The 23,901-nt window shown below is 47.6% G+C and carries 31 protein-coding genes and 1 pseudogene; 9 read left to right on the top strand and 23 right to left on the bottom strand.

The genetic code is table 11. The features are described from left to right. Positions 1-8: 8 nt before the first annotated feature. Together MHB78_RS11700 and MHB78_RS11695 are read right to left on the bottom strand one after the other, a co-directional pair. Positions 9-755 carry an SDR family oxidoreductase gene (locus MHB78_RS11700; protein ID WP_046129569.1) on the bottom strand — a complete coding sequence of 249 codons (747 nt, stop codon included), beginning with the start codon at positions 753-755 and terminating at the stop codon, positions 9-11. Next, positions 752-1,081, bottom strand: a complete 330-nt coding sequence (locus tag MHB78_RS11695; RefSeq protein ID WP_046129570.1) for a winged helix-turn-helix transcriptional regulator — start codon at positions 1,079-1,081, stop codon at positions 752-754. Before MHB78_RS11695 ends, MHB78_RS11700 begins: the two co-directional genes overlap by 4 nt. A gap of 134 nt (positions 1,082-1,215) precedes the next feature. Between MHB78_RS11695 and MHB78_RS11690 the strand changes: the two genes are divergently transcribed. Continuing rightward, positions 1,216-1,836 carry a nitroreductase family protein gene (locus MHB78_RS11690; RefSeq protein WP_046129571.1) on the top strand — a complete coding sequence of 207 codons (621 nt, stop codon included), beginning with the start codon at positions 1,216-1,218 and terminating at the stop codon, positions 1,834-1,836. A 35-nt stretch (positions 1,837-1,871) separates the two neighbouring features. On the opposite strand, the gene MHB78_RS11685 is transcribed toward MHB78_RS11690, so the two are convergent. Both MHB78_RS11685 and MHB78_RS11680 read right to left on the bottom strand, forming a co-directional pair. Next, positions 1,872-2,483: an alpha/beta hydrolase gene (locus MHB78_RS11685; protein WP_046129572.1), complete on the bottom strand. Its 612-nt coding sequence runs from the start codon at positions 2,481-2,483 to the stop codon at positions 1,872-1,874. A 12-nt stretch (positions 2,484-2,495) separates the two neighbouring features. Further along, positions 2,496-3,410, bottom strand: a complete 915-nt coding sequence (locus MHB78_RS11680) for a ring-cleaving dioxygenase (protein ID WP_046129573.1) — start codon at positions 3,408-3,410, stop codon at positions 2,496-2,498. A 183-nt stretch (positions 3,411-3,593) separates the two neighbouring features. Here MHB78_RS11680 and MHB78_RS11675 point away from each other — a divergent pair, with 183 nt between their 5' ends. Beyond that, positions 3,594-3,797, top strand: a complete 204-nt coding sequence (locus MHB78_RS11675) for a DUF3311 domain-containing protein (RefSeq protein WP_046129574.1) — start codon at positions 3,594-3,596, stop codon at positions 3,795-3,797. Then, positions 3,797-5,277: pseudogene (locus tag MHB78_RS11670) on the top strand (sodium:solute symporter). The gene MHB78_RS11675 and the pseudogene MHB78_RS11670 overlap by 1 nt, the downstream one beginning before the upstream one ends. Before the next feature lie 40 nt (positions 5,278-5,317). Here the strand turns inward: MHB78_RS11670 and MHB78_RS11665 are convergent. Further along, entirely contained in the window at positions 5,318-6,715 is a 1,398-nt protein-coding gene (locus tag MHB78_RS11665) for a S41 family peptidase (RefSeq protein ID WP_046129575.1), read from the bottom strand. Positions 6,716-6,864: 149 nt separating this feature from the next. Between MHB78_RS11665 and MHB78_RS11660 the strand changes: the two genes are divergently transcribed. Both MHB78_RS11660 and MHB78_RS11655 read left to right on the top strand, forming a co-directional pair. Next, complete coding sequence (locus MHB78_RS11660) at positions 6,865-7,572, top strand: methyltransferase domain-containing protein (RefSeq protein ID WP_046129576.1); 708 nt, start codon at positions 6,865-6,867, stop codon at positions 7,570-7,572. Positions 7,573-7,665: 93 nt separating this feature from the next. Continuing rightward, positions 7,666-7,923 carry a hypothetical protein gene (locus MHB78_RS11655; RefSeq protein ID WP_046129577.1) on the top strand — a complete coding sequence of 86 codons (258 nt, stop codon included), beginning with the start codon at positions 7,666-7,668 and terminating at the stop codon, positions 7,921-7,923. Positions 7,924-8,013: 90 nt separating this feature from the next. On the opposite strand, the gene MHB78_RS11650 is transcribed toward MHB78_RS11655, so the two are convergent. Both MHB78_RS11650 and deoD read right to left on the bottom strand, forming a co-directional pair. Next, positions 8,014-8,835 (bottom strand): M15 family metallopeptidase, encoded by an 822-nt coding sequence (locus tag MHB78_RS11650; RefSeq protein ID WP_046129578.1) that lies wholly within the window; start codon positions 8,833-8,835, stop codon positions 8,014-8,016. 29 nt (positions 8,836-8,864) lie between these two features. Continuing rightward, entirely contained in the window at positions 8,865-9,563 is a 699-nt protein-coding gene (gene deoD, locus MHB78_RS11645; RefSeq protein WP_046129579.1) for a purine-nucleoside phosphorylase, read from the bottom strand. A gap of 198 nt (positions 9,564-9,761) precedes the next feature. Between deoD and MHB78_RS11640 the strand changes: the two genes are divergently transcribed. The 3 genes from MHB78_RS11640 to MHB78_RS11630 are packed head-to-tail and all read left to right on the top strand — an operon-like array spanning position 9,762 to position 11,832. Next, entirely contained in the window at positions 9,762-10,763 is a 1,002-nt protein-coding gene (locus MHB78_RS11640) for a permease (RefSeq protein WP_046129580.1), read from the top strand. Positions 10,764-10,782: 19 nt separating this feature from the next. After that, on the top strand, positions 10,783-11,640 hold the full coding sequence (locus MHB78_RS11635) for a TIGR03943 family protein (RefSeq protein ID WP_046129581.1): 858 nt from the start codon (positions 10,783-10,785) through the stop codon (positions 11,638-11,640). A 60-nt stretch (positions 11,641-11,700) separates the two neighbouring features. Further along, complete coding sequence (locus MHB78_RS11630; RefSeq protein WP_096891842.1) at positions 11,701-11,832, top strand: hypothetical protein; 132 nt, start codon at positions 11,701-11,703, stop codon at positions 11,830-11,832. A gap of 37 nt (positions 11,833-11,869) precedes the next feature. Here MHB78_RS11630 and MHB78_RS11625 read toward each other — a convergent pair whose 3' ends face one another. From MHB78_RS11625 to MHB78_RS11615, 3 genes are all read right to left on the bottom strand, one after another. Next, positions 11,870-12,190: a YodL domain-containing protein gene (locus MHB78_RS11625; RefSeq protein WP_046129582.1), complete on the bottom strand. Its 321-nt coding sequence runs from the start codon at positions 12,188-12,190 to the stop codon at positions 11,870-11,872. Positions 12,191-12,244: 54 nt separating this feature from the next. Then, entirely contained in the window at positions 12,245-12,856 is a 612-nt protein-coding gene (locus MHB78_RS11620) for a phosphatase PAP2 family protein (protein WP_046129583.1), read from the bottom strand. Between the two features lie 106 nt (positions 12,857-12,962). Further along, entirely contained in the window at positions 12,963-13,133 is a 171-nt protein-coding gene (locus MHB78_RS11615) for a YozD family protein (RefSeq protein ID WP_065894555.1), read from the bottom strand. 123 nt (positions 13,134-13,256) lie between these two features. On the opposite strand from MHB78_RS11615, the gene MHB78_RS11610 reads away from it, so the two are divergent. Continuing rightward, entirely contained in the window at positions 13,257-13,391 is a 135-nt protein-coding gene (locus MHB78_RS11610) for a hypothetical protein (protein WP_046129584.1), read from the top strand. Here the strand turns inward: MHB78_RS11610 and MHB78_RS11605 are convergent. The 13 genes from MHB78_RS11605 to msrA form a co-directional block, all read right to left on the bottom strand. Next, entirely contained in the window at positions 13,384-14,064 is a 681-nt protein-coding gene (locus MHB78_RS11605) for a hypothetical protein (RefSeq protein ID WP_046129585.1), read from the bottom strand. The genes MHB78_RS11610 and MHB78_RS11605 overlap by 8 nt on opposite strands. Positions 14,065-14,226: 162 nt before the next feature. Beyond that, positions 14,227-14,448 (bottom strand): YozE family protein, encoded by a 222-nt coding sequence (locus MHB78_RS11600; protein ID WP_046129637.1) that lies wholly within the window; start codon positions 14,446-14,448, stop codon positions 14,227-14,229. 109 nt (positions 14,449-14,557) lie between these two features. After that, the gene (locus MHB78_RS11595; protein WP_046129586.1) at positions 14,558-14,839 is read right to left on the bottom strand and encodes a YokU family protein; all 282 of its coding nucleotides are present in this window, start codon (positions 14,837-14,839) and stop codon (positions 14,558-14,560) included. Beyond that, a complete protein-coding gene (gene ablA / locus MHB78_RS11590; RefSeq protein ID WP_046129587.1) occupies positions 14,836-16,245 on the bottom strand; it encodes a lysine 2,3-aminomutase in 1,410 nt (469 codons plus the stop codon). Before ablA ends, MHB78_RS11595 begins: the two co-directional genes overlap by 4 nt. Before the next feature lie 69 nt (positions 16,246-16,314). Next, entirely contained in the window at positions 16,315-17,205 is an 891-nt protein-coding gene (ablB, locus tag MHB78_RS11585; protein WP_082094044.1) for a putative beta-lysine N-acetyltransferase, read from the bottom strand. Between the two features lie 22 nt (positions 17,206-17,227). After that, complete coding sequence (locus MHB78_RS11580) at positions 17,228-18,499, bottom strand: peptidase (RefSeq protein ID WP_046129588.1); 1,272 nt, start codon at positions 18,497-18,499, stop codon at positions 17,228-17,230. After that, positions 18,487-19,167, bottom strand: a complete 681-nt coding sequence (locus tag MHB78_RS11575; protein WP_046129589.1) for a 3-oxoacid CoA-transferase subunit B — start codon at positions 19,165-19,167, stop codon at positions 18,487-18,489. The genes MHB78_RS11580 and MHB78_RS11575 overlap by 13 nt, the downstream gene beginning before the upstream one ends. Continuing rightward, entirely contained in the window at positions 19,149-19,841 is a 693-nt protein-coding gene (locus tag MHB78_RS11570) for a CoA transferase subunit A (RefSeq protein WP_046129590.1), read from the bottom strand. The genes MHB78_RS11575 and MHB78_RS11570 overlap by 19 nt, the downstream gene beginning before the upstream one ends. Further along, positions 19,825-21,183, bottom strand: coding sequence for an aspartate aminotransferase family protein (locus MHB78_RS11565; RefSeq protein ID WP_046129591.1), 1,359 nt, complete (start codon positions 21,181-21,183; stop codon positions 19,825-19,827). The genes MHB78_RS11570 and MHB78_RS11565 overlap by 17 nt, the downstream gene beginning before the upstream one ends. 461 nt (positions 21,184-21,644) lie before the next feature. Then, on the bottom strand, positions 21,645-21,779 hold the full coding sequence (locus tag MHB78_RS11560; RefSeq protein WP_046129593.1) for a YjcZ family sporulation protein: 135 nt from the start codon (positions 21,777-21,779) through the stop codon (positions 21,645-21,647). Between the two features lie 77 nt (positions 21,780-21,856). Next, the gene (locus MHB78_RS11555; RefSeq protein ID WP_046129639.1) at positions 21,857-22,633 is read right to left on the bottom strand and encodes a GNAT family N-acetyltransferase; all 777 of its coding nucleotides are present in this window, start codon (positions 22,631-22,633) and stop codon (positions 21,857-21,859) included. Positions 22,634-22,716: 83 nt separating this feature from the next. Then, positions 22,717-23,178, bottom strand: coding sequence for a peptide-methionine (R)-S-oxide reductase MsrB (gene msrB / locus MHB78_RS11550; protein WP_046129594.1), 462 nt, complete (start codon positions 23,176-23,178; stop codon positions 22,717-22,719). Then, on the bottom strand, positions 23,165-23,713 hold the full coding sequence (gene msrA, locus MHB78_RS11545) for a peptide-methionine (S)-S-oxide reductase MsrA (protein ID WP_046129595.1): 549 nt from the start codon (positions 23,711-23,713) through the stop codon (positions 23,165-23,167). Before msrA ends, msrB begins: the two co-directional genes overlap by 14 nt. Between the last annotated feature and the right edge of the window lie 188 nt (positions 23,714-23,901).

Raw genomic sequence — 23,901 nt, 5'->3', positions numbered from 1 at the left:
GGCGCCGGCTATTCTTCATAGATCATTTTTTTGGTCATTCCGCCGTCAACCGTTACGTTCGTACCGGTGACAAACCGGTTGTCCGGATCGGTTAAATAAAAGCATGCTTTGACGATATCAAGCGGATGGCCGACCCGGTTGGAAAAATGCTGCTCGTGATCAATGTCTCGCAGCCCGCCATAATGCTCTGTTTCGATCCATCCCGGGGAAATGCTGTTGACCACGATCGAATCCTTGCTTAACGACGCAGCGAGAGCATGGGTTAAAGCAATGATCCCGCCTTTTGACGCAGCATAGGCTTCGCTGTCCGGTTCAGACATAAAAGCTCTCGTCGAAGACATGTTGACAATGGCGCCCCCGTTTTCGTTCTCCCTCATTTTTTTTGCCGCTTCCCTAGAGCAGAGAAACACGCTTTTCAAGTTGGCGTTCAAGACATCGTCCCATTCTTCAGATGTCAGATGATACGGTGATTTCCAGACCGATTTTCCGGCGTTATTAATCAGAACGGAAAGCGTGCGGCCGTTTTTGACAGCCTCATCCATCAGGTGTCTGACGTCCTCTTCTTCCGCTGCATCTGCTGGTACAAACTGAACCTGCAATCCGGATACAGACAGCTCGTGTTCCAATTGCCTGCCCTGTTCTTCCAGAACATCGGCAAACAGCACGTCATAGCCTTTTTTTGCGTATGCTGCAACAAGCTCTTTTCCGATTCCTCCTGCGCCTCCGGTGATAACCGCAGCTTGTTTTCCGGTCACTTCTCGCGTCCCCCTTCTGCATCACAATGATGTTCAGCCCAATTTTGTATCTCTTTTAAAACAGGTTCGAGCGCATTGCCTTTTTCCGTCAATTGATAAATCACTTTAACAGGCGTTTCAGGCAGAACCTGTCTTTCGACAATTTCGCCATGCTCCAGTTCTTTCAAACGTTCAGCCAGCATTTTTTGGCTGATCATCGGTATCATCTCGGTTAAATCCTTAAACCGTTTCGGTCCATCCAGCAACACATGAATGATCAGTCCATTCCATCTTTTGCCGAGCAAAGAAAAGGCGGCTTCCATTTTAGGACACATTGTAAACCCCAATTCTCTCACCCCTCCATATCCTGTTGACAAATATAAGTTGAAACATTAGAATACTCTTTGAAGTTACAAAAAGTAAGTTTCTAACTTTTTATCTGATTCTATCATAACACGTTTATCCCAAAGGAGGAAGTCACATGTCTGCATCAGAAAACAGCACGATTAAAGTATTGACAGAACGTACTTCGATTAAAGAATATGACACAAATGTCTCCATTTCAAAAGAGGAACTGACAGATCTGCTTTCCGTCACGACGAAAGCTCCGTCAGCCTGGAACCTTCAGCATTGGCATTTTACCGTATTCCACAGCCAGGAAGCAAAAGACAGACTGCTTCCGATCGCCTACAATCAAAAGCAAGTCTCCCAGGCATCCGCAGTCGTCGCCGTATTGGGAGACCTAAAGGCGAATTTGAACGGTGAAGCCGTTTACGGTCCTTTAACAGAAGCTGGATTTATGACAGAGGACATTAAAAACACATTGCTTTCCCAAATTAACGGGGCCTACCAAAGCAGCGCTTTTGCCAGAGACGCCGCCTTTACAAACGCATCGCTCGCAGCTATGCAGCTGATGATCGCCGCGAAAGCAAAAGGCTATGACACATGCGCAATGGGAGGCTTTGACAAAGAGGCATTTGTTAAAGAATTTCAAATTGATGATCGCTATGTACCGGTCATGCTGATTTCGATCGGAAAACCGGTCAAGCCGGCTCACAAGAGCACCCGCTTCGAAGTTTCAGAAGTTTCAACATGGCTGTAACATAGAGAAAACCTTAGTCCTTGAAGGACTAAGGTTTATTTTTTTGCTTTTATATGTGTTTCATACCAGCTTTTTGCCTGTTCGATTTCCCGATGTGTAAGCTGATGTCCGCCGTCTTCCCAATAAAGCGAAACATCCGCCCCGGCCTTTTTGAATAAGCTCTCAAGCTCTTTTGTTTCATCCGGCGGGCAGAGGGGGTCCATCTTTCCTGCGCCGATGTATATCGGCACCCCCGTCATATCGGGGAGCGCGGTGTTTCTGAACGGAACCATCGGATGATGCAAGATGGCACCTTTTAGCGCCTGCCCGTGGCGGAACAGCAGACTTCCGGCGATATTGGCGCCGTTTGAATATCCGATCGCCACCACTTTATCCCTGGCAAATTCAAGCTCTTTGGCAGCCTGATCAAGAAAGGCTTTCAGCTCCTCCGTCCTTTCGAACAAGTCCTCCAGATCAAAAACGCCTTCTCTCAGACGCTTAAAAAAGCGCGGCATGCCGTTTTCCAGGACATTTCCTCTGACGCCGAGCAAATTGGCATCAGGATCGACCATGCGGCCGATCGGCAAAAGGTCGTGTTCGTTCCCTCCTGTTCCGTGCAAAAGCAGCAGTGTAACATCTGATTGCCCTCTTTCAAATATGTGGTTCATTCGTACTCCCCCCTATTCCCATTTTGGAAGAACGCCTTCGATTTGGCGGCGGTGCTGTTCAAGCCAGTCCGGCAGCTTTAACGATGTCCCGAGATCCGCGAGGCCTTCGTCAACGAGAAAGCCCGGCTCATCTGTCGCCATTTCAAATAATATGCCGCCTTGTTCCCTGAAGTATATCGACGTGAAGTATTGGCGGTCGAGAATCTCCGAGGCAGAAAATCCGCTTTCTTGAAGCAGCTTTTTCCATTCTTGTTGTTCTTCTCGGGTCGTTCTGAAAGCAACGTGGTGAATCGTGCCGTAACCGCCGATGCCCCTCGTTTGCCCATTGACTTTGACATCCAGGCGGTTTCCGATCGTTCCGCCGATCTCCAGCCGGACGTAATCCCCGTCTTCGCCTGCTTTCCGATAGCCGAATTGCTCCTCCAAAAAACGGATCGTCGCCTCCGGCCGGTAGCTGTTCAATGTCACACCTTTTGTGCCGGTGATCGCATAATGCGTCGGGATGCCTGCCGCTTCCCGCGTGTTTTGCCCGCTTTCGCCGTCTTCTGTGATGGAAAGCTGAAGATCTTCAGCATCTTGAAAAAGAAGCACATTCTCCTTAAAAAGCACGGTTTCCCGAACATCTATGCCGAGATCTGCGAGCCGCTTCTTCCAGAAGGGAAGAGCGCCCTTCGGAACCGCTAAATCAATCCTTCCCGCCTGTCCGTTTCCAACCGTACCCTTCATGCTTCCCTGGAACGGAAAGAACGTTAAAATCGTGCCTGGATCTCCGGTCTCATTTCCGAAGTAAAAATGGTAGGTGCCGGGATCATCAAAATTAACCGTTTTTTTGACGAGGCGCAGACCCAATACCTCCGTATAAAATGACAGGTTCACTTTAGGGTCTCTCGCAAATGCCGTGACATGGTGCAGTCCTTTTGTTTTCATCGTGATTCTCCTTTTATCTCGAATTCAAGATATTAATTATTGTAATGTTATTTTTCCGCTTCTGCAAGGCAGATGAATTGTTTTAATAATTTAAAAAATCACTTTTTTCTAATAATTATCTTGTGATTGAATCTGACAACTGCTATGATAATGAACATTAAAATCGTTCAAGGAGGAAAAAAGGTGAATAAACGGTTTTTCATTTTCATTCTATTCATCATCCCTTTTATCGGCCAGCTTGCTTTGCTTCCCTTCGTAAACAGGATCCAGCCGATATTGTTCGGGCTTCCGTTTTTCCATTTTTGGCTCGCATTATGGATCGTTGTGACGCCAGTGATTACGGTTACCGTTTATAAATTGGAAAAGAAAAACGGAGGTTATGAATAATGCAAGGAAATGTAACAGCGCTTTTGATAACGGCCGGCATTATCCTGACCGTTGTCTGTATCGGATTTCTTGCCGGCAGCAACAAGCAGTCGCGCAAATCGGTTGAAGAATGGTCTGTCGGAGGCAGGCGTTTCGGAGGGCTTCTCGTTTGGTTCCTCGTCGGTGCCGACTTATACACGGCCTACACATTTTTAGGATTGACAAGCACCGCTTTTACGGGCGGAAGCGTAGCTTTCTTTGCGATCCCTTATTCGGTTTTGGCGTATTTTATCGCATACTTCTTTCTGCCGAAACTGTGGCATGTCGCAAAGGAGCATAAATTAACGACGCTCGCCGATTACGCGAGAGAACGCTTCAGCAGCAAATTGCTGTCATCGCTTGTCGCGATTGTCGGCGTCCTGATGCTGATTCCGTACATTTGCCTGCAGCTCAGCGGAATTCAGGATACGCTTCAGGTCGCGGGAACAGGTTATATCAACGTCAAAGCCGTCGTTATCATTTCTTTTATTCTTGTCGCGCTTTATACGTTTTTCAGCGGCATCAAAGGGCCTACATATACCGCTATTATAAAAGATATTTTAGTTTGGGTGATGATGCTGTTTATGGTCGTCTCATTGCCGCTCATCCATTTCAACGGCTGGACGCCTATGATTGAAAAGCTCGCAAGTGAAGCGCCGCACATGCTGACGATTCCTGCAGACGGTCCGAAAGGGATTTCCTGGTTCATCACCGCTTCCATCGTGTCCGCCCTCGCTTTATTTATGTGGGCGCATGCGGCAACAGGGGTATTCACGGCGAACAGCGCCGATGCCCTCAGGAAAAACAGCATGTTTCTGCCGCTTTACAACATCGTGCTGATTTTGGTGATCTTTCTCGGCTTCATCGCGTTTCTCGTACTTCCGGACAGCATCAATCCGAGACTTGCGCTGCTTTATTTGATTCAAAGCTCTTACGGAGGTGTCACCCAAGGCCTTGCTTATTCAACCATCGCCCTGGCGAGTCTCATTCCGTGTTCGATTATGGCGATCGGCGCTTCCAATTTGTTTGCCAACAATTTATACCGTGATTTGATCAATCCCGGTGTGTCAGGGAGCAAATTGACATTGGTCACCCGCTCCATGGTATTCGTCGTCATCGGCCTTGCGCTTATATTCGGCATGCTGTTCCCGGCGGCGCTTGTGACGCTTCAGCTCCTCGGCGTATCCGGCATGGTGCAGATTTTCCCGGCGATCGTCATCAGCTTATTCTGGAGAAATCAGACAAAAGAAGCGACCATCATCGGACTTTTGATCGGCCTTGCCGTTACATTTACGGTGTATTCGACCAAGGCATCCTTCGGGATTTACGAAGGCTTCTGCGACTTGCGGCCAACCTCCTGTCCGTCGTGATCCTTAATCCGCTGTTCGTAAAACGCGTAAAATCGAATTCCGTCATCAGCTATCTGTTTGACAAGAAGAACAATGTACAAAAAAGCGCCTAATGAAAAAACCCTTACGCCTTTAAAAGCGTAAGGGTTTTGTTTATTTTTCCTTTTTGACGATCTCGATCGCTTTTTCGAGCTGTGTATCGTGTTTTGAAAGCTTATCCTGAAGCTTTACCGTCATTCCGCTCGTCGTTTCTCCGGTTATGATTCCTGTCGTTTTGAGCTTTTGATCGCTCTGGAACGCTTTAACGGCTTGAACCGTCTGATCGTCGAACGAGCCCGTTGGTTTTACATTATATCCGAGAGCCTTCAGCATTTTTTGGGCAACTTTTACTTCGTCACCCGTGCTGCCTGACTGATACTTTTTCTTTGGATCGAGATACGGCAGTTTGGCATAGCTAGGAAGCTCGGCTTTGTATTGCGGTTCGATCCCTTTCTCATGAATCCAGTTTCCGTTCGGCGTCAGCCATTTGGCGATCGTCAGCTTCACGGTAGATCCGTCAGAGAAGTTTTCCGCATTTTGGACGGTTCCTTTTCCGAACGTTTTTTCGCCGACAATCGGGATGCCTGAAGCCTGGTGAAGTGCTGCCGCCATAATTTCCGCCGCGCTCGCCGTTCCGCCGTTTACAAGGACAACGGTCGGCTTGGTCACTTTGCGTTCATTTTCGGCTTTGTATACTTCTTTCGTTCCGTTTTTCGGTTCCACCTGCATAATCGTCTTGCCTTTGTCGACAAACAGATTGCTCATCGTAATCGCCTGATCCATTAAACCGCCAGGGTTTCCTCTAAGATCTAAAACGAACCTTTTCGCTCCTTTTTCGGTCAAATCGTCAATCGCTTTTGTCAGTTCTTTTGCCGTATTTTCAGAGAATGACGTGATTTGGATTTCACCGATATTGCCGTCGATCATTTTTGAATAAACCGTTTCGACCGGTATCGTATCCCGCTTAATGGTGACATCGATTTCACCGACGCCTTCCCTTTTCAGCACAAGCTTGACATCCGTGCCTTTTTTGCCGCGAATCATCGCAACTGCTTCATTGACGGTCTTTCCTTTGACGCTTTTGCCGTCGACTTTCTGAATTTCGTCATGCGGCTTTAAGCCCGCTTTTTCTGCGGGGGAGCCTTTTATCGGCGCGACGATTAAGATTTGTCCATTTTTTTCTTCCACTTGGGCGCCGATTCCTTCAAAAGAAGAAGTAATGCTTTCCTCGAAAGACTGCGCTTCTTTTTTATCCATGTATGTAGAATATGGATCACCCAAAGCCTCAAGCATTCCTTTTATCGCCCCGTCTGTGAGCTTTTCATCGTCGGCTTTTTTGTAATAATCGCTCTTGATCTTGTCGTAAGCGGCCATCAGCTTCTCAAATTTTTCGCTGTCCGCCGAGGAATAAGCGGATCCGCCGTTCCCTTTGCCCACTATAAAAAGCGTGAGCGCCGATGCGGCGACAGCCGTAACGAGTACGATCAAAAATAGTTTTAACTGCTGTTTCAAACGAACACCACCTTTTCTTCTTACCATATTATCACGGACGATTCTTTATTCGTCAACTCGGATTACTTGAAATTGGGCGATTTCCGGCCCTCCGGCGTTAAACCGATATGTTTATGTCGCATATGCATACAAAAAGGAGGGATTTAATTTTGAGCGATTATTTAGACATGCTGGCTTATTTCGGCGTTTCCGGCGCTCATCCGGGCGGCATGGCGCTGACGAAGGCCGTCCTCGCCAAAGCCGATATCGATCCTGAACTCCCGATTCTTGACGCCGGCTGCGGTACGGGCCAGACCGCAGCATACTTGGGACATCTTCTGTTTCCTGTGACCGCTCTTGATTCAGACGCGGTCATGATCTGTAAAGCGAAAAAAAGATTTGCGGATGAAGACTTGTCCATCCCTGTCGTACATTCTCAAATTGAAAAAACGCCGTTTGAATCTGACAGCTTTGCCTGTGTATTGTCGGAATCCGTATTAAGCTTTACAGACATTGCTTCATCACTCGCGGAAATCCGCCGGATTTTGAAGCCTGACGGAAAGCTCGTCTGTATTGAAGTGTCTCTCGCCGATGACAGTCTTTCAAAGGAAGAGAAAAAAGAAATCAGCGATTTTTACGGATTTACCGCATTGTACACGGAAGACGATTGGCTGCGCGTACTCCGCGGTTCCGGTTTTTCGCAGATCGAGACGATCGGCGCTGCCTTGGAGGCAGCCGATCCTGAAGATAGCGTGACAGAGATGAACCTGTCGCCTGACATTCCGGAAAAAACCTATAAAACAATGGAAAAACATCAGCAACTGCTGGCAACATATCAGGGGGCTCTCAATCCTATTATTTTTGTGTGCCGTCCATAAACCAGCGTTTGTCTTGCTTCTTTCGTCCAACCTTTTCTATCAATTGCGCCATATGCTGAAATAGAGAGCATACTAGATGAAAGGAGCATGTAAATGGAGCGTTACTATAGAATTTGCAATCAGAATGTCGGCAAAGTGGCCAGAATCACTGATAGAAGGGGCCGCTTCCATGTCGGCAGAATCGTCCGCGTCACGCCGCAAAAAGTATTTATCTCCCCGATGATCAGAAGAGGTGCTCCCGGTTACGGCTACGGCTGGTGGGGAGGCTGGGGATGGGGCTGGGGTGCTGCCTACGGCATCGGTCTCGGCTTGATCACCGGCATTGCGCTTGGAGGCTTATTTTTCTGGTAAGTCAAAAAGGCCGGTATTACTCGGCCTTTTTGGTTTTCGCCGCGCTGTCTCACAAAAAAGAGCTTTCGCGCCAAGCGCGAAAGCCTTTTTTTATATTTTCTTCACTTTTTTAAAGTACTCTTCAAGCGTCAGATTATGCTCTTTTATGACTTTGGCAGCCTTTTTGCCGACATAGCGGAGATGCCATGGTTCATATTCATATTTCGTGATGCTTTCCTTCCCTTTAGGATAACGGATGATATAACCGTATTTATAGGCGTTTTCATCCACCCATTTGCCGTCTTTTGTGTTGATGAAATCTTGAGAGAGGGCATAGCCCATGCTCTTTGAGGAAATATCCATCGCAAGCCCGGTTTGGTGTTCGCTCTCTCCCGGATACGCCACGGCTTCTTTCGCCTTCTTCTCGCCCTTTAAGCTCACTTCGTTGTCATAGATCGTTTTTTGTCTGTCGTATGACCTGTATCCGGAAACGGCTGCAAGCTCATAGCCTTGTTTTTTTGCAGCGTTAAACAAGTCTTCCAGCGCATCTGCCGCTTCTTTCCTAATATAGCGTTTTTCGATATCCTCCTTAAAGGAGAACTGAACGTTCGGCACCGTTAAATCCGCAGGTTTGTAATCTCCCGGGAGCGCGTATTCTTTATTGACAAGCGCCAGTATGTTTTCCGGATTTTGAATGGTCGGCAGACCGTTGACTTCTTTGAGTTGATTGAAATATTTGCTTTCAAGCACAAATTCCTGATCGCTGAGATCGCTTTTCGGGCTGTCCGTCTTTTGCTCTTTGTTCACGTTAGATACGTTTTTCGTATTCGTTGTATCCGGCTGCTTCTGTTCTGTCATCGAGCATCCTGTGCCCAGCAAAACCGCTGCGCTTAATAGAGATGCAATCGATGCGTATTTGTACTTTCTGTTCATTTCATATCCTTCCTTTTTCTCGCTGAAAATTATAAGGCGGTGTCCAATGCAAGCAGAATCATGTCATTAAATGTCGTCTGCCTTTCTTCAGCCGTCGTTTCTTCTCCTGTAATGACATGGTCGCTGACCGTTAAAATCGACAGGGCTTTCCGGCCGAATTTTGCCGCCAATGTGTAAAGCGCCGTCGTTTCCATTTCGACCGCCAGCACCCCGTGTCTGGCAAGCTTTTCGATTTGGCTGTCCTCATTATAAAATTGATCAGCCGTAAAAACGCTTCCCGCCGTCACCGGAATGTTCCGTTTTGTCGCAGCATCATAGGCCGCTTTTAAAAGTCCGAAATCAGCGCACGGAGCAAAGTCGATTTGTCCGAACGCCACCCTGTTGATTTGCGAATCAGTGGAAGAAGTCATCGCAAGGATCACGTCTCTTACATTGACATCTTTTCTGATTGCGCCGCATGATCCGACGCGAATTAAGTTTTTCACATCATAGCTGTTGATCAATTCATTTACATAAATCGAGATGGACGGAACACCCATGCCCGTTCCCTGCACGGAAACGCGCTTTCCTTTATAAGTTCCCGTAAATCCGTACATGCCGCGCACTTCATTGTAGCACTCGACATTCTCTAAGTATGTATCTGCAATGTATTTTGCACGAAGCGGATCTCCGGGCAGCAGCACCGTTTCCGCGATTTGCCCTTTTTCCGCGCCAATATGTACGCTCATGATTATTCCTCCTGCCTTTTAAAGCTGACTGATAACTTATGGTGGAGCATCTGCTCGCATTATGTATTATAAACCAATACAACGGAAAAAGAAAATAAAGGCATGTGTCATGCTCTCTCCAATAACTGTCATGTTTAAAAAAGACAAGCATATCTTAAACAAGAATCATTCCGATTAAATTAAAGGGTGGGGAAAACCATGTTTCGGACAATCAACGGTTATATCATCGATTTTACCGGGATACTGGCAATCGGGGTATTCGTATGTCTTGCGGCAATCGGAGAATCGCTGGCGGAGAACCTTCCTTTTGAAGTGTCTTCGTCCATCGTGCAGCTGAACACGATCTTTATCAGCGTTTTAATTGAGGCGCTTCCTTTTGTTTTAATCGGGGTATTCATTGCCGGCTTTATTCAGATTTTTGTAACGGAAGACCACCTACGCGCCCTTATGCCGAAAAACAGGTTTTCAGCCGTCTTTGTCAGCTGTTTGTTAGGGGCGTGCTTTCCGGCTTGTGAATGCGGCATCGTACCGATCGTCCGGAGGCTTGTCGCCAAAGGCGTACCGATTTATGCCGGGGTCGGCTTTCTGTTGACAGGGCCGCTGATCAATCCGATCGTTATTTTATCGACCTATATGGCGTTTGGCAATGATGTGCGAATGGCGGTCTTAAGAGTTGCCGCCGGTTTCGCCGCTGCGTTCTTGATCGCTCTTGTCATCAGTCTGATATTTCGATCCAGCCAGTTAAAGGAGAAAAGCAGCAAAGATGATCATGAACATGCCCTTCATCCCTCTCCTTTTTTGGAACGGCTTTATCATGTGCTGACACATGCGATTGACGAATTTTTTGATATGGGCAGATATTTGGTTGCCGGTGCTCTAGTCGCCGCTCTCGTTCAAACGTATCTGCCTTTAAAATCGCTGTTCATACACGGAGGCGGGGTGCTTGATGCGAGCCTCATCATGATGGCGCTGGCATACTTTTTGTCTCTCTGTTCGGAAGCTGACGCCTTTATCGGCGCATCTTTCAGGAGCCTGTTCCCCGAAACGGCCATCCTCGGGTTTTTGGTATACGGACCGATGCTTGATTTAAAAAACACGATCATGATGCTCAGCGTATTTAAACCAAAATTTGTATTGTGCTTAGCGGCGCTGATCACCCTGATTGTCTATATTTGTGTGAAGATCGCTGTCTTTTTATAGAAAAAAGGGGGGATTTGACATGGTTTTTCAGGCGCAGCAATTTTTGCGCGCCGTCATTTTGGCGGCCTTTTCAGGATATATTTTTAAAATCCATCATACAGGAGAGATCAGAAGGTTCATCAATCCGAAATACGAATATATGAGCCTGATTGCAGCCGGTGTATTTACTTTGCTGTTTCTCTTTCAACTGACACGGGTTTGGACGGTTCACAAGGAAAAGTGCGGGCTGTCCTCATGCGGGCATGACCACGGCAGATCGAAGCCTTTTTTGGTCAAAATGGTTCACTTCGGAGTGATTTCCCTGCCGCTCATCACCGGTTTTGCGTTTGCTCCTGCAGTTTTGAACTCATCTGTCGCAGCAAATAAAGGAACGATGCTCGCCAAAACAGATGCCTCAAACAGCGGGCATGTGACAACGCCCGGAATCGAAAAAGGCCTGGAGGAATCCGCCATTTCACAAACGGCATATGACCGGAAAATGGCCAGGTTCAAGCACTCGAATCCGCTTGTGATGAAAGGCGATATGTTCGCCGAATATTACGGCGACATCAGTGAAAACCTTGATGATTACGAGGGAAAAGAGATCATCGTCCAAGGCTTTGTCCATAAAGAAGGCTCCTTGAAAAAACAGCAGATCGTCTTATCCCGCTTTCTGATTACCCACTGTATCGCTGATGCAAGCCTGATCGGCTTTCTTGCCGAATGGGACGGAGCGCATCTTGCAGCACCGGATACATGGCTTGAAATAAAAGGAACGATCGGCAAGGCTTCGTTTCAAGGAAGCACCGTCCCGGTCATCAAGGTTCGAAAACAGACCGCCATAAAAGAACCGGCACATCCGTACGTATATCCCGCGACAATTCAGATGACAGAATAACCCGGGATAAAACCGGCGCTGTTTAGTCATCCTATTGGTTAGGAAGGAGGTAATCGAGCAATGGGCAAAAAACAGCGCAACAGAGTAACCGGCCAGAAAAAAAACAACCACATCCCGACCAAGGATGTGATTGCAGCGGAGGAAGCGCACGAAAAAGACTTCAGCGCCAGAAAGCGAAAAAATACTACGTAAAAAAACTGCGGTTAACGCTTCCGCAGTTTTTGCTTTTTCAGGATGATTGCAGCAGAATGCGGTTGATTTTGCTCCAACCCGTTGGCAGCAGTTTATAATAGGTTTTTCCCTTTCTTCCCTCATCAATTAAAACGATATCGCCCGTTGCGAGAAACCTTGCCTTATAATCGTTCGGCACCGTGTCATATACATTAAAGGTCGAAAACGTACGCTCCAATACATCCTCATGGGTTCTGCCGTTTATTTCAGTCCTGTACACCATCTCATATCCCTTCTCTTCACCAAAGCGTGGCGTCTGAAAAATCGTCACATCGTAAGCTGTCAGCTTCTTTTTAAACAGTTGGAAATTTAACGGCAACACGATCCCTCCCTTTTTTTATTATATTGGCGTTTCGCTTTTCGATCCCTTTGACTACTTTTGTCGAACGAGCGGGAAGTTTTCGGCAATTTTCCCGAAGATGACAAACAGCGCAAAACCGAGGGAAACTCCGCCTATTACATCGGTTGTATAGTGGACGCCGAGATACATGCGGCTGAATCCGACCAGTGTGATCAGCACCCCTGTCCACACCATGACAGACGTTCGTCGCTTTTTGAAAAACGGCACATGCGTCAACAGGAGATAGGCGATGAATGGATACATGGCCGCTGCATTCATTGAATGACCGCTCGGAAAGCTGAAGGATGTCTCGGAAATCAGCGGGCTGAGTGACGGGCGCTCTCTTGAAATCCAATCTTTCAAGCCTTCATTGGCCATTCTTTCCGCAAAAAATAAAAGATACACATACAATGAAGCCCCCGCTTTCTTATAAACGGCAAGAATGGCCGTCAAAAGCAAAAGCAGAGGCAGGATGATCTTGCCTGATCCCAAATGGGTCACCATGTTGAACAGCTGTGTAAGAAACGGCTGCCTGATGATTTCGACAGCCTGAAGAATGATGACATCGACTGATTGAACGGCAGGAAAGCGGATGATGACGGCTGCTATGATAAATAGAACAGCCGAGATGATTGCTTTGTACATAAAACAGCTGCTGCCTCCTTGACCATTTTGTTAACATTGTATATCGGGCCTTGGTCAGCGGGCAACAAAGAAAGACCGCAGCCTGCGAGGCTGCGGTCTTTTCGTCTTAATCCTCTATATGCTCATCTATCATGCATTTTTCAAGCAAATAATCAAAAGTGATATCGGCAATTTCGAACAGTTCGTCCTCGCTCGGTATGTAGCCTCTTCTCGTCAGCTTAAGATAAAAAAAATCAGCGATTTCTTCTGTATCTATCATAAGCTCAATTTCTTTCACTTTGATCGCCTCCTTATTCTGATGTATGAGCTGTCTTCCGGTTTTATAACCGGTTTGTCATAATGTTTGTCCCCTGTCATATACATGTTGTAACAAAAACAAAGCCAAGAGGGGGAAAGAAAAATGATACGGAAAGCCGTTGAAGCGCTTGACGGAGAGCATTTTGATCAAATCCTGGGGAAAGTCTTGCGCGTAATGTCCGGATTGATTTTGTTCGGCTGTTTTCCTTATTTTTTATTTTTGGTGTTTTTCAGCTGAAATATTCCTTCAGGCTTCCCAACACAAAATCCATCATATCTTTATATTCCTCATCCTGAAACATTTCATACAATACTTTATAGTCGTTGTAGATATCGAGCAGCTCATCCACTACAACAGAGGCTATTTTCCGCTCTTTTTCCTGCTCCTCGCTATCGCCCGCAAAAGGCAGGAACACCTTTTCTGTCAGCGGTTCATCGAGTTCCTGTCCCACTTCCCCCACATAATGGACAAAAAGAAGCTGATGAACAAACTGGTCCATTTCGTATGTTCTGAGAACAAGGGTCAAATCCTCTTCCTCCGTCTCAAGCCATTCGCCGTCTTTCAGACGGATCAGTTCATATATAATGTCTTCCCAGCCGTCCTCTACATATCTCCATATTTCGGTTCTGTGGCCGGTGATCTTAAACAATTCTTTGCCGTAGTTTTTCACATACACGACATCCCCGATTAAAAATTCATATTCGATATCAAGCTTTTCCGTCTCGACGATGACTCCGTCGTAGTCTTTATAAAGCTGTAAAGAAGTCTCAAAATAAAGAACTTCATTATGATTAACTTCATACAGAAAGTGTTTGTCGATTTTATGAACCTTTGTAATCGTGCCGACGGTACCGTACATAACCACCACTACAACATCCCCGATTTTATATTTAGGCGCGTTTGACTTCATGCTGATTCCCCCCTGCCTGAAAGCTTCCGTCTTACGCTTATCGTATGCGCCAGGCTGTCAATTCGCATGGGCAGGGATACAGAGCGGCGACGAGTTTTCCAAAAAGCCCTCGCGGCGGCCTGAAACGACAAAAATGCCGCATGACTCTTGTCTGCGGCATTTTTATTGCTTTGTTTCCGTTATATATTTTTCCCAAGCTTCATCAAAGATCGTCATTGATGATAAATAATCCACATTGAGCTCAAGATACGAACTGATTTCATCGTACCGATTTGATGCCTTGGGAAACCCGTGATCAAGGTAGGCGTGATTGGCGAAATCGCTGATATCGTCTTTCGGCTTTGGATGGCGGTATTTCATTAAATAATGGTAAAAAGATTTCACGGTTTCCCCTCCTGTCTCTTCTGTTGTTGTTCTATTATACAGCTCAAATGAAAAAATACAAACGATAAACCGTTCTCCGATATGTAAAAACCGGCTCAGAAAGCCGGCTTTACGAAGAAAAATCAAAGTAGTTCCGCTTTAAAATGCGCTCGGTTTTCATAAGCCCTTCAAACGACACCGTTGAAGGCAAAGTTTTTGTATCGATGAGAAACAGCTGGTTTTCGATATCTTTTATAATATCATCTTCCTGATACACCATCCCGCAGCTTTGGCATTTGACCGCGGGCGTCTCCGTAATTTCAACCGCTTTAGTTCCGTCAGGAAGTTCCCAGTAAACGGTCGTTTGACCATGTTCGGCCTTCGGTTCGCCGCACCAGTCGCAGCGCTTCATTGGGCATGCCCCTCAGCTTCCGCTTCTTTCTTTTGCTGGGCGAGAAATTTCTTTTCTTTTAATTCGTCCCGTTTCGCTCTGCGGCTTTTCAATGTTTCGTGGTCAGGCCTTTCCGCATAGCTTTCCCTTCTTTTTAAACGGTTCAATCCTTCAGGTGTATAGGAAAGGGTGCGATCCTCAAATATGGCGGAAATTCCGATGCGTTCTTTTTCCTTCAGCACTTCAGGATAAATTTCGCCGAAATATTCGTCCGCTCTTCCCGGCACATAGTTTTCAGGCTCCGGATATGAAGTGATGACCCCTTCAAAATTGCGGAGCACCACTTTATCAGGGCTTTGCGAAATGAGGTAGTTCGGCTGGATGGAGATCTTTCCGCCCCCGCCAGGTGCATCAATCACAAAGGTTGGAACGGCGTAGCCGCTCGTGTGTCCCCGCAACCCTTCGATGATCTCAAGCCCTTTTGAGACCGGCGCCCTGAAGTGGCCGATTCCTTCAGACAAATCGCACTGATAAATATAATACGGACGGACCCTGATTTTCACCAGATCATGCATCAGTTTTTTCATAATGGAAACGCTGTCATTTATGCCCGCCAAAATAACGGCCTGGTTGCCGACCGGCACGCCGGAATTGACAAGCTTTTCGCATGCTTCCTTTGCTTCCTCCGTAATTTCGATGCTGGTATTAAAATGCGTATTCAACCACACGGGATGATACTTTTTTAAAATGTCGCATAGCTTGTCGGTTATCCGCTGGGGAAACACGACAGGCGCCCGCGTCCCGATCCGGATAATTTCAACGTGCGGTATGGCGCGAAGGTTTTTCAAAATGTATTCCAGAATCTGATCGTTGATCAGCAGTCCGTCGCCGCCTGAAATGAGAACGTCCCTGACTTCAGGCGTGTCGCGGATATATCCGATCGCCTGGTCAAGCTGCTTTTTTGGCACGCCCATTCCGATTTGGCCCGAAAACCGCCGCCTTGTACAGTATCTGCAATACATCGAGCATTGATTTGTGACGAGAAACAGGACACGGTCAGGGTAGCGGTGGGTTAAACCGGGGACTGGCGAATCTTCGTCCTCCTCAAGGGGATCTTCAAGGTCGTATTTTGTTTTATGCATTTCTTCGGAAAGCGGAACGGACTGCATCCTGATCGGACAGCGGGGGTCATCCGGATTCATGAGCGAGGCGTAATAAGGCGTAATGTTTAAGGGAATCGTTTTCGTGGACAGCCGCACCCCCTCCTCTTCTTCTTTTATCAGGTTGACGACTTTTTTTAAATCGTCGAGGGTTCTGACCGTATTTGTCAGCTGCCATATCCAATCATTCCACTTTTCCTCCGGCACATCCTTCCAAAGTTCAATCTCCTTCCAGTGCCTTTTCGGCTTGAACAGACCGTTTGTCATCTTTCATCCCCCTATCAGCATTTTTCCTTTTACTTTCCAAGTTATGTGAACGGCAGGGAAAGTGACTCTTCATTTTGAAAAATAATCCCGGCCGAATCTGAGCTTTCCGCCCGGATTTGTCATTTCAGGCGGACGGCTTAAATTTTTGCACCAGATGTTCATGTTCTCCAAGCTTTTATAAATGAAGCAATTGTTCGCCAGCCGGCCTCTGTATCGGTAGGATAAATGGCAAAGCGTGGCGTTCATCCCCAAAGAAGCGGCTCTTGCAATCGAAAAAACATAAAAGACGCCCGCCTGCTTCAATTCGGCTTCAAGCGCTGTAATCAGGCGCTTTGTCAAAGAAAAACCGCGGTGTGAAGGAAGAACTGCACAGTCAGTCATTTCCGCATTCCTGAGCGTTTGGTTGACGTCAGCACAGGCCGCTGCGACAAGCTTCATCTGATCAAAGGCGAGGTAGTATACGGCTCCTTGCGCCATCGTCTTTTTGATATATGCAAGGTCTGTAACCGGCGCCGGATAGACGGGGAATACGTCTTGATAAAGCTTTGCCAAAAGGGGGGCATCGCCGCTTTCGGCAGGCCGGATGAAAAACGGCGTCTGCTTTTTTTCCAGCGGAGCCGGGGAAAGAAACAGCTTCCTGAGCATATCATCCTGAGCGAGCCAATCGGCTGTGTTTCGCCTGTTTTGATTCAAATATTGGACAAGCACGGCTGCATCATGGCCGTTATAATATCCGTCAATCTGTCCTTCCGGCTCAAACAAATGCTCCAGCAAACCGGCCGTGTCGTTTTTTTTCGCAAAAATAATGATTTTCTCAATATCATGTTCTGTTGCCGTCTCCATCATATCGAGGAAAAAAGAACAGACATCCCCCTCATAATTGATGATTCTGATTCTTTTATTGAAAAGATCGAGATCAAGCTCAAGCCGGCAGGTTTCATTTTCCCATTTTTTGATCATGTTTTCCCTCCGAAACATCCGGTCATATTCTTTCAATGCCGCACCACTTCATAATAAAAAGACTGATAATCTTCGCCGCTTTGATAAGGGCGTCTTTTTCGATATATTCATTGGCTTGGTGAGCCAGTTTCGTTTCACCGGGGCCGAATACGATGACGGGGGTGTTCCCCGCATGCGACAATACGCCGCCGTCTGTCGCCCATGGGGACGCTTCGACGACGGGCTGTTCGCCGGTGATTGTTTCATAGGCTGATTTGAGCGTCTTGGCCAGTTCGTCATCCTCGGTCAAATCGTTTGGAAGCCACATTGCGCCAAACCATTCAAGTTCGGCCGGATAATGTTTAAACCATTCGTCTTGATATTCCAGATCCTTCAGCCAGCTCTCCAGTTCAGATTGAACATCTTCGGGGGATTCGTTCGGGGCGATGCCGCACCTTCCCTCTATCATTACGGTGTCGGCTACCGATGAAGGCCATGTGCCTCCTTTGATCGTTCCGATGTTGATCGGAACCGGAATCGGAATATTTTCATATAATGGATCTGTTATTCTTTTATTCCTCACCTTTTCAAGCTGGCGGATGGATTCGATGACAATCATGCTCTTTTCGATTGCGCTGACCCCTTCATACCTTGTACCTCCGTGTGCTGAAAGCCCCTTTACCGTGATTCTGAACCACATCGATCCCTGCTGTTTGATAAACAATTTCATGTTCGTCGGCTCCGGAATCAGCGCACCGTCCGCGCGGTAGCCCCTCGTAACGGCGGCCAGCGTTCCCGCTCCTCCGCATTCCTCGTCAACGACGCTTTGGAAGATGAGGTCTCCCTTCAGCCTGATGCCGCACTTTTCGAGTGCTTCCATCGCCATTAACAGAGCGGTGGTCCCCCCTTTCATATCTGTTGTTCCCCTGCCGTAGATCCTTCCTTGTTTGACAACAGGCTGAAACGGCTCGGTATCCCAATCCTTCTTGCTTCCTTCAGGCACAACATCGATGTGGCCGTTTAAAATGAGTGATTTTCCGCCTCCTGTGCCCCGTTTTCTGGCCGCGATGTTCGGGCTTTCTTTAAAGCTCGTTCTGTCGGACTTAAAAAGCGGATGCTGGCGCAACTGCTTAATGCTCGGTTCCCAGACGTCGATTTCGGCGTCAAACTGCCTCAGTTTTTCCAAAACGACAGCTTGCGCGTGAAATTCCTGCCCCATCGTGCTTTTTTCCCCGACGAGCTTTTTTAACAGACGAACCGCTTTGATTTCATGCGTATCAATCCAGTCGCACACTTTTTTCTCTATGTTCTCCATCCAATTCCTCCTCCCTGCGAAAACGGCAGATCGGTCTGGACGCGTCCATCCGTCAGCCGCAGCACGTCATCAAGAGACGCTTCATTCATCAGTTCCTTCAATACAAAGTGATTGTTTTCAATCGCAAATATCGCTTTATCAGTGATCACCATGTCAACGCAAGCCTTCGCCGTGAGCGGAAGGGTGCAGGCTTCGAGAAGCTTGGGCTCCCCGTTTTTATCCGTATGGCTCATGACGACGATCACTTTTTTTGCTTTTTGCGCAAGCTCCATCGCCCCTCCCATCCCCGGAACTTTTTTTCCCGGCACAATCCAGTTGGCAAGATCTCCGGATTGGCTGACCTGAAGGGAGCCAAGGATCGTCAAATCAATACAGCCCTTTCTGATCATTCCGAACGACACGGCGGAGTCAAAATAAGAGGCGCCTTTTACGACAGTGACCGGGTAGCCCGCCGCATTGCAAAGATTCTCATCCTCCATCCCTTTTTCAGGTGTCTCCCCGATGCCGAGCACACCGTTTTCGGATTGAATCATGACGGAAATCCCCGGACGCAGGAAGTTCGGGACGAGCGACGGGATGCCGATTCCCAAGTTGACGATCATTCCGTTTTTCACTTCTTGAGCCGCTCTTCTAGCGATCTCTTCCCTCTCTAATGCTCCCAAACCCATTTCCACATCACCCCCTTTGATTCGGCCACCCCATCGACGAAAATGCCGGGTGTCACGATTTCCTCTTCATGCAGTCCGCCTGCCGGGACGATTTGTTCAACCTCTGCATACGTTTTGTCTGCAGCCATCGCCATGAGCGGATTCATGTTGCGGGCTGTTTTGTCATAAGTGAGGTTGCCGAATTCATCAGCCGTTTTTCCGTAAATAAAGGCAATTTCCGCAGTCAGCGCTGTTTCTGCGATGAGCGTGCGGCCGTTTAGAGAGACGGTTTTCTTTTCTTCCAGCACCATCTCATTGTCGATTCCGACGTCTGTTAAAATGCCGCCAAGTCCGACGCCGCCCGCACGGATCCGTTCGGCCAGCGTTCCCTGAGGCGAAAATTTGACTTCGAGAAGGCCGTCGGTCATTTGTTTGCCGGCGACGGGGTTGGAGCCGATATGGGAGGCGATCAGCGTTTTGACGCGGTTGTTGACGATCAGAGGTCCGATGCCGATCCCGGGAAATCCTGCATCATTACAAATTACGGTTAAGTTTTTCACGCCTTTTTCCAAAATCGCCCTGATGAGCGACGGCGGTGAGCCGACGCCGCCAAACCCTCCAAACATCAGGGTCGATCCATCCTTTACATCTGCTACCGCATCCTCGATTGACATCCGTTTATTCAAAAGGGCCATCTGCCTGTATCCCCTTTTCTACTTGTTTTTCAACTTCATGGACAGACTCTCTGAATATGTGAACGAGCTCCTCCATCTCCGCTTCTGATACCGTAAGCGGCGGCGCGACGATGACGGCGTCGCCGCCCCCTCCGTCGATGCCGGCTTGCGCCGGGTACAGGAGGAGTCCCCTCTTTTTCGCTTCCGCAATGATCCGCCCTGATACCGATAAGGAGTCGGGAAACGTCTTTTTGCTTTTTTGATCGGAGACGAACTCGACGCCCAAGAGCAGCCCTTTGCCGCGGATTTCGCCGATGATACCGGTTTGTTCCATGACGCTCATTAATTTCTCCTTCAGCATATCACCCTTTACCGCGGCTTTTCGGGGGAGATCGTTCTTGATGATATAGCGGAGAACCGCAAGTGCCGCAGCGGCTGAAAAAGGATTGGCGCTGTAGGTATGTCCGCTCATGATGACTCCTGATCCATTTTTGATCGTCTCCATCATGTCATCGGTTATAACGGCAGCAGCAATCGGAGAATAGCCTGCGCTCATTCCCTTGCCGAGAACGGCAATGTCCGGTGTGACGCCCCAATGTTCGATGGCAAGCATCCTTCCCGTCCTTCCCAAGCCGCTCATCACTTCATCCGCAATAAACAGAATATCGTTCGCTTCACAAATGTCCTTTATTTTTTTGTAATAGTCGCCGGGAGCCGTAATCGCGGCACCGGCCGCTCCGATCACAGGCTCCGCTACAAAGCCGGCGATAAACCGTTTGCCGATTCGTTTGATCGAAAGCTCCACTTCATTCGCGCATGCCGCACCGCAAGCAGAAGAATCAAGCTCATACGGACATCTGTAGCAGTTCGGTGCGGATGCGGCTGGGTACCTGTGAAGAAGATGGGTAAAACGGTAACGTCGCTCATAGAATCCCGACAGCGAAAGGGCTCCGTTCGTAATGCCGTGATAGCTGTTCCACCTGGAAAGAAACACCGTTTTATCGTGTTGTCCTTTCTCCTGCCAATATTGAACGGCAATCTTCATCGCGGTTTCCACCGCCTCAGACCCGCTGTTTACAAAAAAAGACCAATTCAAATCGCCCGGAAGCGCGTCTGCCAATAGCTCGGCAAGCTGTTCGGCCGGCTCGCTGGTAAACTGCGAACGATAGACAAAAGAAACTGCATCAAGCTGTTCTTTGAGCCGGGCGATAACCTCTGCTGCGCCATGGCCGAGATTGCAGGTAACGGCACCTGAGCAGCCATCGAGATATCGTTTTCCCGACTGGTCATAAATATAGCTTCCTTTTGCATGGTGAACGACCGGATAACTTCCGTGAAGATCCGGTTTAATCAAAAATGACATGCGGCATATCCCCCCTCCCAAGGAACAGGACTTTCTTTACATTGTATGAAACGGGAAATGGCCGCATTCTTTTTTCGAAAGCGTAAATGAAGACAGACATGCGGGCTGCATTTCGGATGCGAGAAACAGGCGACACACTGGCGCCTGCGGAAACCGAAACTTTCCGCGAGAAGCGGATGCCGGGAATCTACATGGGGATAAAAAAGAAACGGCAGACAAAAACGTTCCAGACCATCATTCCGGAAAGACCTCCTTTTACGTCCAAATCATGCTTCAATATGATTCTTCCTGTTGTGAAACTCACAACAGGTGCCCAAAACGCAGGATAAAAGCAATATCTTGTGCAGGTTGATGTTACATATTAAGGGGATATTTGACGATTCATTTTTGCAAAACAAAAACCTCCCGACGGATGGAAGGTTTTGTGAAGATGTTATAAACCGGTTTGATTCTATATTTTTTTAGTGGATAAAAGCAGCTCCGACGATAATCAGCAAAATAAAAAGTACGACGATTAATACGAACGTGCTTCTTCCGTAAAATCCATGGCCGTATCCATAGCCGCCGTAATCACAGCAATGATGGGGGTAATACACGGGACATTCATCCTTTCCTAAAAATTCGTTACACCCCAGCCTATGCGGGCCAAGTCACCATTGGTTTGTGCTTCTGCCTACATCGAGGAAAACAAATATTTAAAAATGGTTGTCAGACGATGCTCTCTCCGAAATCCGAGCTTTTCATAAAACCGTTTCGCCTGATCGCTTCCAGACGTGACCAGATAGCTCAGCTCCAGCCCTGACCGTTTCGATTCGGCAAGCATTTCATGGAGCAGTTCTGTTCCATAGCCTTTGCGCTGATACGGCTCTAAAATGGCGACTTCCTCGATTTTGGACACGTTTTCCCGGTAATCTGCGTAAAGCTCCGCACAGCCGATCGGCGTCCCATCGTCAGAGTAGCAGACAAACAGCTGAATAATGCCTTTTTCATAAAACGGATACTTGCGGCGCAGCTTCTCTTTGGCAAATGTCTCATTCACGCTCAGCGCATCATAGGTCTGCATCACATCACAGCCGTCCTGAAGCGATGTTGCCGTTCCCCATCTGATCCGGCCTGACGCGGAATTCCCCTGCCATTCCGCCAGGTCGATGCTGTAAAAAAGCTCCTCATCAAGAACATACCCGAGATCAAACAATGCTTTTTTCATAGAAAGCGGAACACTCTTGCCAAATGAACTTTTCACATGAATGTAATTTCGTTTTAAAATCCCCGGAACGCGAACGAGCAGCGAATATAAATCTTCCATCGGAAAATCGTCCCGCAGCTGTATAAAATGGTTGGCAAACATTTGCGGAATCTGATCATCTATAAAAACGTCATAAGACGCTTCGCTTTTTTTGCTGCATGTCAGCAGTAAATAGTTTTCTTCAGCTTGTGCAATTGATTTCATGACGGAAGCCTCTTTTCGGTTCGTATAAATGATATAAAAAAATGACCCTTTCATAAAAAGGATCATCTTTTGACGGGAGAATGTCAATTCTTTTCAGAGTCTTTTTTTCCTTTCTCAAATAAGCCGGCATACTTTCCGTAGCCATCCTTCTCAAGATCGCCCTTCGGAATAAAACGGAGCGCGGCTGAATTGATACAGTAGCGTAGACCGTTTGGACCCGGGCCGTCGGGAAACACGTGACCGAGATGCGAGTCAGCGGTCTTGCTTCTGACTTCCGTCCTGATCATGCCGTGGGACGTATCAAGGTTTTCCTCTATCTCACCTTCATCAATCGGCTTCGTAAAGCTCGGCCAGCCGCAGTGGGCATCAAATTTGTCGAGCGAGGAAAACAGCGGCTTCCCGGAAACGATATCAACATAGATTCCCTCTTCCCGGTGGTCCCAATATTCGTTTTGGAAAGGGGGTTCTGTCCCGTTGTTCTGCGTCACCTCGTACTGCATCCGATTGAGCTGTTTCAGCCGTTCTTCTTTATTATTGACGCCCATGTCCCAAGCCTCCCCAATGCTCTTTTAAAAATCCCTCTCGCCCGCTTCCAACACGGTACCTTTTATAGCGCTCAGGATGTTTTTTATAGTAATCCTGATGGTATTCCTCAGCAGGATAAAACGGGCCGGCTTCAAGAATCTCGGTTGCGATCGGATCTTTGAAGACGCCGCTTTCTTCCAGTTTTTTCTTTGATTCCAGAGCGAGCTTCCGCTGTCGGTCATGATGATAAAAAATCGCCGTCCGGTAGGATTCGCCGCGATCCGCAAACTGTCCCCCGCTGTCTGTGGGATCGATCTGCTGCCAATAAAGTTCAAGCAATTTTTCATATGGAAAGATATCGGGATCAAACGTGATCTGCACCGCTTCTCGATGTCCGGTCGTATCGCTGCAGACCTCTTCATATGTCGGGTTTTCTTTATGACCGCCCGTATAGCCTGAGACGACTTTCATAATGCCGGGCTGTTCGTCAAAAGGTTTGACCATGCACCAAAAACAGCCTCCCGCAAACGTAGCGAGTTCCCGTTTTTCAGCCATATGCGCTGCCTCCTTATCATAAAACGTGATGTGAACTATTATATCATAGCCTTTTGCTTTTCCATCTTCTTCTGCTCACGCTCATACATTATTCTAAAAAAACCCCAGGCATCCGACTTTCTCCTCTTGCAGAGAGATTTGTGACAATTATTTGTCTTTTCCATCACTCGCTTACTGCATAAACGGTC

Source organism: Bacillus sp. FSL K6-0138, from assembly GCF_037982765.1.
GTDB classification, from domain to species: Bacteria; Bacillota; Bacilli; order Bacillales; family Bacillaceae; genus Bacillus; species Bacillus glycinifermentans.
This window is presented reverse-complemented; position numbering and strand designations above follow the sequence as displayed.